Annotated in this window: 4 protein-coding genes; all 4 read left to right on the top strand. The window is 51.8% G+C overall.

The genetic code is table 11. From position 1 onward, the window contains the following. The first annotated feature begins 101 nt into the window (after nucleotides 1-101). The 4 genes from ACSZO4_RS24925 to ACSZO4_RS24910 all read left to right on the top strand — a co-directional run bounded on the left by ACSZO4_RS24925 (nucleotide 102) and on the right by ACSZO4_RS24910 (nucleotide 3,897). Complete coding sequence (locus ACSZO4_RS24925; protein ID WP_437891782.1) at nucleotides 102-530, top strand: LuxR C-terminal-related transcriptional regulator; 429 nt, start codon at nucleotides 102-104, stop codon at nucleotides 528-530. A gap of 95 nt (nucleotides 531-625) precedes the next feature. Then, nucleotides 626-901: a metal/formaldehyde-sensitive transcriptional repressor gene (locus ACSZO4_RS24920; RefSeq protein WP_437891780.1), complete on the top strand. Its 276-nt coding sequence runs from the start codon at nucleotides 626-628 to the stop codon at nucleotides 899-901. Nucleotides 902-931: 30 nt separating this feature from the next. Next, complete coding sequence (locus ACSZO4_RS24915) at nucleotides 932-2,050, top strand: S-(hydroxymethyl)glutathione dehydrogenase/class III alcohol dehydrogenase (RefSeq protein WP_437891778.1); 1,119 nt, start codon at nucleotides 932-934, stop codon at nucleotides 2,048-2,050. A gap of 149 nt (nucleotides 2,051-2,199) precedes the next feature. Then, a complete protein-coding gene (locus ACSZO4_RS24910) occupies nucleotides 2,200-3,897 on the top strand; it encodes a methyl-accepting chemotaxis protein (RefSeq protein ID WP_437891776.1) in 1,698 nt (565 codons plus the stop codon). Nucleotides 3,898-4,035 lie beyond the last annotated feature (138 nt).

The raw sequence follows: 4,035 nt of genomic DNA, 5'->3' as shown, positions 1-4,035 counted from the left end.
ACAGCTCAGCTAAGGTAAGGCTAATACAGATAAGGACTCCACTGAACCCCACCGATTAAATCGCACCTTCCTTAAATCAGGCATGTGAACGTATCGAAGCGGTGACAAGTGCTAACGATTTCTTCGTTGCTGCGCCAGATACTTCTAATCTGATGAATGGGCTTCGGGCAATTCATCGTTTTAACTTAATTAAACAGCACTACTCACGCACACCAGAAAGTCTGAGCAAGGCACTATTAAATATCGAATTGGGTGTTCATTCCTGCCTGCTGGAAACAGACCTGACGAGTGTCAAATTTAGCAGGACCGAAATCGCACTTCTGCATGCAATTTCAGAAGGTTATGGCATAAAGCAAAGCGCTGAATATCTCGACTTTTCCGAAAGGCAGGCCAGCGTGCACAAATATAATATAAAAAATAAGCTGGGTTTTAATAACTCTGAACTGGTGAGATTCGCCGGTCTGTACCGCAACTGGCCATGTCTGGTTTATGGTTCATCAGAGAGGACGGCAGAAGCCAGCGCCGCTTAGAAGCTACCTGGTGGGATAATTGCTGGGCATAAATTTATTTTACATCAGAGCAATAAAGCAAGTACAATACCCCCCTATAGTATAGGAGGGCCAAAATGCCGCATTCACCTGAAGATAAAAAACGCATTCTCACCCGCGTTCGCCGGATCCGTGGGCAGGTCGACGCCCTGGAGCGGGCACTGGAAAATGGCGAACCCTGCATCGCTATCCTGCAACAGATCGCCGCAGTCCGTGGCGCGTCGAACGGGCTGATGGGCGAGATGGTCGAAATCCACCTGAAAGATGAACTGGTAGCAGGTGACACCACCCCCGAACAGCGTGCGCTGCGAATGGCAGAAGTCGGACATCTTTTGCGCTCTTATCTAAAATAAACTTACGTACACATAAAAAGGAAACGTCTGATGAAATCACGTGCTGCTGTGGCTTTCGGCCCTGGTCAACCGCTCAAGATTGTTGAGATTGATGTCGCTCCGCCGAAAAAAGGCGAAGTGCTGGTACGCATCACCCATACCGGTGTGTGCCATACCGATGCTTTTACGTTATCCGGTGACGATCCGGAAGGTGTTTTCCCTGCGGTGCTGGGCCATGAAGGCGGCGGCATCGTGGTTGAAGTTGGGGAAGGGGTGACCAGCCTGAAAGCGGGCGATCACGTTATTCCGTTGTATACCGCTGAGTGTCGTGAGTGTAAATTCTGTAAATCCGGCAAAACTAACCTGTGTCAGGCCGTGCGTGCGACTCAGGGCAAAGGTCTGATGCCGGATGGCACCACTCGTTTCTCCTACAACGGCGAGCCTATTTACCACTACATGGGAACCAGTACCTTCAGTGAATACACGGTGGTTGCTGAAATTTCACTGGCAAAAGTGAACCCACAGGCGCCGCTGGATAAAGTCTGCCTGCTGGGCTGTGGTGTAACGACCGGTATCGGTGCGGTACATAATACGGCGAAAGTGAAAGAGGGCGATACCGTTGCGATTTTCGGTCTCGGCGGTATTGGTCTGGCGGCCATTCAGGGCGCAGTACAGGCAAAAGCCGGACGCATTATTGCTATTGATACCAACCCGGATAAATTCGCGCTGGCCAAAGAGATGGGTGCGACCGATTTTATCAATCCGAAAGACTACGAAAAACCGGTTCAGGACGTCATTGTTGAGATGACCGACGGCGGCGTTGATTTCAGCTTCGAGTGCATCGGTAACGTTAACGTTATGCGTGCTGCGCTGGAATGCTGCCACAAAGGTTGGGGCGAAAGCGTGATCATTGGCGTGGCAGGCGCGGGCCAGGAGATCAAGACTCGTCCATTCCAGCTGGTCACTGGCCGTGTATGGCGTGGTTCTGCCTTTGGCGGCGTAAAAGGGCGCACTCAACTGCCTGGTATGGTGGAAGATGCGATGGCGGGCAAAATCCAGCTCGACCCGTTTATTACCCATCGTATGCCGCTGGACCAGATCAACGAAGCATTCGATTTAATGCACGAAGGTAAATCCATCCGCACTGTTATCCATTTCGGCGATAACTGATTAAATAGCCAGCGGTTTTTGCCGCTGGCATCTCAATGTTCCAATCTGTGACCTGCCTGACGTTTTTCCCTGTCACAAAACTCCCACAATTGCCGATACACATCTTACGGGCGTGTTTTACGCATCTTAAAATAAGAGAGTCGATTGCCATGGATAAAAAAGCAGCAATGCTCAGGACACAAAGCATTGGATTTATGCACAATATTCGGTTGGTTCCCCTGTTTTCAGCAATTTTAAGCGGCATCTTAATTTTATTTGCGTTGAGTTCAGGGTTAGCGGGATATTTTCTGATGCAGGCTGACAGCGATCAGCAGGATGTCACTCAGGAAATTCAGGTGCGTATGGGGTTATCTAACAGTTCCAACAACCTGCGAATTGCACGTATTAATCTTATCCATGCCGGTGCTGCAAGCCGCATCGCCGAAATGGAAGAGATGAAAAAGAACATCGTCAGTGCTGAAAAGCGTATTGAGCAGGCCAAAGATGGCTTCAAGAGTTACATGGACAGGCCGGTGAAAACCCCGCAGGATGTGGCGCTGGATGCTGAACTGACCAAACGCTTTAATGCCTATATCGACGGCATGCAACCGATGCTGAAATATGCCAAAAACGGCATGTTTGAAGCCATTATAAACCACGAAAACGAACAATCCCGCGTTCAGGATGCCGCCTATAACGAGGTTCTGCTCCAGGCGATTCAGATCCGTACCGAACGGGCGACCCGTCTGACAACGGAGGCGCATCAGCGTACCCAACTGGGCCTGGTGTTTATGGTCATTGCTTTTGCCGTGGCGCTGGTACTGACCCTGATAACCTTTATGGTGTTGCGTCGGGTGGTGATTAATCCGCTGCAACGTGCCGCGCTGCGCATTGAGAAAATTGCCACCGGCGATTTGACCGCTGCCGATGAGCCGGCAGGGCGCAGTGAAATTGGTCGTTTAACCCGCGATCTGCAAGTGATGCAACAGTCGCTGGTCAAAACCGTTTCAACAGTGCGTGACGGCGCCGATGAGATTTATCGTGGCACCAGCGAAATCTCTGCAGGCAATACCGATCTCTCCTCTCGCACCGAGCAGCAGGCTGCCGCCATCGAGGAAACTGCCGCCAGCATGGAGCAGCTTACCGCCACCGTGAAACAGAATGCGGATAACGCGCACCATGCCAGCAATCTGGCGCGTGATGCATCCGGTAAAGCCACCAAAGGCGGCGAAATTGTTGATGACGTGGTGCAGACCATGAACAACATTTCGAGCAGCTCGAAGAAAATCTCTGAGATCACCGCCGTTATCAACAGTATTGCGTTCCAGACCAATATTCTGGCGCTGAACGCGGCGGTGGAAGCGGCGCGTGCCGGTGAGCAGGGGCGCGGTTTCGCCGTGGTCGCCAGTGAGGTTCGTACTCTCGCAAGCCGCAGTGCGCAGGCGGCAAAAGAGATTGAGGCCTTGATCAGTGAATCCGTAAGCCTTATCGATAAGGGTTCTCAGGAGGTTGTGTCGGCAGGCGAAACTATGGGTGACATTGTTAACGCGGTGAAACGCGTGACCGATATCATGCTGGAAATTGCCGCCGCTTCGGATGAGCAAAGCAAGGGTATTACCCAGGTTAGTCAGGCAATCACCGAGATGGATAACGTGACTCAGCAGAATGCCTCCCTGGTTGAAGAAGCGACCGCCGCCGCCAGTTCGCTGGAAGAGCAGGCTGCGCGCCTTACCGAAGCTGTGGGAACATTCCGGGTGAATGCATCCAGCGCGCAACGTATTGAGCGCAAGCAAACGCCGACGGTAAAACCTTTTACGTCACAACGCCCGGCGACAGCCGGTGGCAGTGATAACTGGGAAACATTTTAATTCTGAAGGGAAAGCCCCTGGTGAACGCGCCAGGGGTGATATAAAAAAGGGCCCTGCGGCCCTTTCAGACTGCTGACAAAGTCCTGGCCGTGAGGCCGGGACTTTGATCTAATTAAGTCAGTGCAATTAACGGACTGA

Origin of the sequence: Phytobacter sp. V91 (assembly GCF_965644225.1) — a bacterium.
Taxonomy (GTDB): Bacteria; Pseudomonadota; Gammaproteobacteria; order Enterobacterales; family Enterobacteriaceae; genus CBFFRJ01.
This window is presented reverse-complemented; position numbering and strand designations above follow the sequence as displayed.

Excerpts from the sequence above, each read along its gene's own strand:
- ACSZO4_RS24920 (WP_437891780.1), top strand. The coding sequence starts at position 626 with ATGCCGCATTCACCTGAAGATAAAAAACGCATTCTCACCCGCGTTCGC.
- ACSZO4_RS24915 (WP_437891778.1), top strand. The coding sequence starts at position 932 with ATGAAATCACGTGCTGCTGTGGCTTTCGGCCCTGGTCAACCGCTCAAG.
- ACSZO4_RS24910 (WP_437891776.1), top strand. The coding sequence starts at position 2,200 with ATGGATAAAAAAGCAGCAATGCTCAGGACACAAAGCATTGGATTTATG.